Origin of the sequence: Stenotrophomonas pictorum JCM 9942, assembly GCF_001310775.1 — a bacterium.
GTDB classification, from domain to species: domain Bacteria; phylum Pseudomonadota; class Gammaproteobacteria; order Xanthomonadales; family Xanthomonadaceae; genus Stenotrophomonas; species Stenotrophomonas pictorum.
The window spans coordinates 1-2,489 of record NZ_BAZI01000386.1 but is presented as its reverse complement, the minus strand read 5'-3'; the positions used below and the strand labels follow the sequence as shown (position 1 = coordinate 2,489).

At 66.2% G+C, this 2,489-nt stretch carries 3 protein-coding genes and 2 pseudogenes; all 5 read left to right on the top strand.

The genetic code is table 11. The annotated features are described in order from the left end of the window. Positions 1 to 162: 162 nt before the first annotated feature. Positions 163 to 621, top strand: a complete 459-nt coding sequence (locus JCM9942_RS14065; protein WP_054660449.1) for a YiiD C-terminal domain-containing protein — start codon at positions 163 to 165, stop codon at positions 619 to 621. Positions 622 to 646: 25 nt separating this feature from the next. Next, on the top strand, positions 647 to 1,075 hold the full coding sequence (locus tag JCM9942_RS14060; RefSeq protein WP_054660451.1) for a hypothetical protein: 429 nt from the start codon (positions 647 to 649) through the stop codon (positions 1,073 to 1,075). 67 nt (positions 1,076 to 1,142) lie between these two features. Continuing rightward, positions 1,143 to 1,579, top strand: a pseudogene (locus JCM9942_RS14055) (rhodanese-like domain-containing protein). Positions 1,580 to 1,682: 103 nt separating this feature from the next. Continuing rightward, positions 1,683 to 2,198 carry a protein-export chaperone SecB gene (gene secB, locus JCM9942_RS14050; protein WP_054660447.1) on the top strand — a complete coding sequence of 172 codons (516 nt, stop codon included), beginning with the start codon at positions 1,683 to 1,685 and terminating at the stop codon, positions 2,196 to 2,198. Between the two features lie 19 nt (positions 2,199 to 2,217). Further along, positions 2,218 to 2,489, top strand: a pseudogene (locus tag JCM9942_RS14045) (2-dehydropantoate 2-reductase N-terminal domain-containing protein); the annotation flags it as partial.

Below are 2,489 nucleotides of genomic sequence, written 5' to 3'. Positions count from 1 at the left end.
CCACGGTACGCGCGCCCAATGCGGGCGGCGGCACGGCGCAGCGCATCATGTTGTCCCTGCGGCCGCAGCGAGATCAGGTGCCAGGGCGTGTCGGTTGGCACATAGGCGGGAGCGTTCATTGCATGCATTATGCGGGCGCTTTCCGATTGCCGATGTTCATTCATGCCCGAATTGCCCCCCTGTTCCCCGTTGCTGTCCCAGCTGCAGTCCACGCTCGATGCGATGCCGCCGGTGGCGGCGATGGGTATCCGTATCGCCGGCTATGAGAACGGCGTACTGCGCATGCAGGCGCCGCTGGCGGCCAACGTCAACGACAAGGGCAACGCCTTTGGCGGCAGCCTGGCGTCGGTGATGACGCTGGGCGGCTGGGCGCTGGTCAGCCTGCGCCTGGCCCTGGCCGGGCACGATGCCGAAGTCTATGTGGCCGACAGCAGCATCCGCTACAAAGCGCCGGTGTACGGGGCGCTGCAGGCCAGTGCCTGCGCCGCGCCGGACCAGGACTGGGAGGCGTTTCTGGCGCTGCTGGCCAAGCGCGGGCGGGCGCGGATGACCGTGCACGCGCAGATCGAAGGTGGCGCGGCCGAGCTGGAAGGGCGTTTCGTCGCGCTGCGCAAAGGCTAGGATGGGCCACTACCAAGGGGGTCCCATGTATCGACGTCTCACTCAGTCCGCATTGATGGTGCTGCTGCTGGTGGCCGGGGTGGCCTCGGCGGCGGGTCCCGGCCGTGCCCAGCGCGCCAAACTCGTGCCGACCCAGGACGCCTATGTGGCCGCGCTGCGCTGGAGCGATTTTGAAACCGCCGAAGGCTTCATCGATCCGGAATACCTCCGTGCCCATCCGCTCACCGAGATGCAGCGCGAGCGCTACAGGCAGCTGCAGGTGTCCAGCTACCGCGAGCGCGGCAGCAGCGCCACGGCCGATGGCAGCATCGAGCGCCGCATCGAAATGGGCGTGATCAACCGCAACACCCAGGCCGAACGCACCCTCACCCTGACCGAGCGCTGGCGCTGGGATCCGCAGGCCAAGCGCTGGTGGCAGGCGGCCGGGCTGCCGGACCTGTGGCAGGGCCAGTAAGCCGTCGGGCGCCGGGTTGCCGGCATATGCGACAATCCCTGCCCGCTTAAAACGACCTGTGACCTGAGTGAACTACGAAGAGTTGCTGGCCTTCGCCGGCCGAAATCCGATGCTGTCGCTGGCCCTGGTCGGCCTGACCGTGGCCATCATCGCCACCGAGATCGCGCGCCTGTTTCGCGGTTACAAATCGCTCAAGCCGGCCGAGCTGACCCACATGATCAACGCCGGCAATGCGTGGTGATCGATCTGTCGGCCAGTGCCGAGTTCGAGAAGGGCCATATCGTCGGCAGCCGCAACCTGCAGCCGGCGCAGCTGACCCCCTCGCACAAGCTGCTGGCCAACGCCAAGCAGTCGCCGGTGGTGCTGCTGTGCCGGACCGGCAATGCCTCGGCCACTGCCGCCAAGGCGCTGAAAAAGGCCGGTTTCGAGCAGGTCTATGTGCTCGAGGGTGGTCTTCCGGCCTGGCAGGCGGCCGATCTGCCGCTGGTCAAAGGCCGCGGCTGAGCCGTCAATTTTCGTTCAGGCCTTGTATAGGCGGGCGGCAGCCCCCATCGCTGGTCTGGTACCAATCCCAATCATTGAACAATCTGTTCTGGAGTCCTGAGAAATGTCCGAAGAGAACACCAACGGCGTCGCCCCGGCTGAAGCCAACAACGGCCCGGCGTTCACCATCGAGAAGATCTACGTCAAGGACGTTTCTTTCGAATCCCCGAACTCGCCGACGATCTTCAACGAGAACGTGCAGCCGGACCTGCAGCTGAACCTGAACCAGAAGGTGCAGCGCCTGTCCGACACCGCCTTTGAAGTGGTGTTGGGCGTGACCCTGACCTGCAAGGCCGGCGACAAGACCGCCTATGTGGCCGAAGTGGAGCAGGCCGGCGTGTTCGGCCTGATCGGCCTGGAGCCGCAGGCGATCGACGTGCTGCTCGGCACCCAGTGCCCGAACATCCTGTTCCCGTATGTGCGCTCGATGGTGTCGGACCTGATCCAGGCCGGCGGCTTCCCGCCGTTCTACCTGCAGCCGATCAACTTCGAAGGCCTGTACGCCGAAACCCTGCGTCAGCGTCAGCAGCAGGCCGACGGTGCCTCGCTGGCCGACTCCGAGCCGGCCGGCAACGCCTGATCGGCGTCTGCACTTCCGTATGAGTACGAACGACGCGAACAAGATCGCCGTTCTCGGCGCGGGCTCCTGGGGCACCGCGCTGGCCACCTTGCTGGCCCGGCACGGTCACCCGACCGTGCTGTGGGGACGTGATGCCGCCGTCATCGAGGCGATCGACCAGCGTCATGAGAATCCCCGGTACCTGCCGGGGATTCCCTTGCCCGGCTCCCTGCGGGCCAGCACCGACCTGGCGGCCACCGTGCAAGGAGCAGCTGGATTCTGGTGGTGGTGCCCTCGCATGCCTTTGCCGAA

Coding starts and splice junctions, on each gene's coding strand:
- secB (WP_054660447.1), top strand. CDS start 1,683: ATGTCCGAAGAGAACACCAACGGCGTCGCCCCGGCTGAAGCCAACAAC.
- JCM9942_RS14065 (WP_054660449.1), top strand. CDS start 163: ATGCCCGAATTGCCCCCCTGTTCCCCGTTGCTGTCCCAGCTGCAGTCC.
- JCM9942_RS14060 (WP_054660451.1), top strand. CDS start 647: ATGTATCGACGTCTCACTCAGTCCGCATTGATGGTGCTGCTGCTGGTG.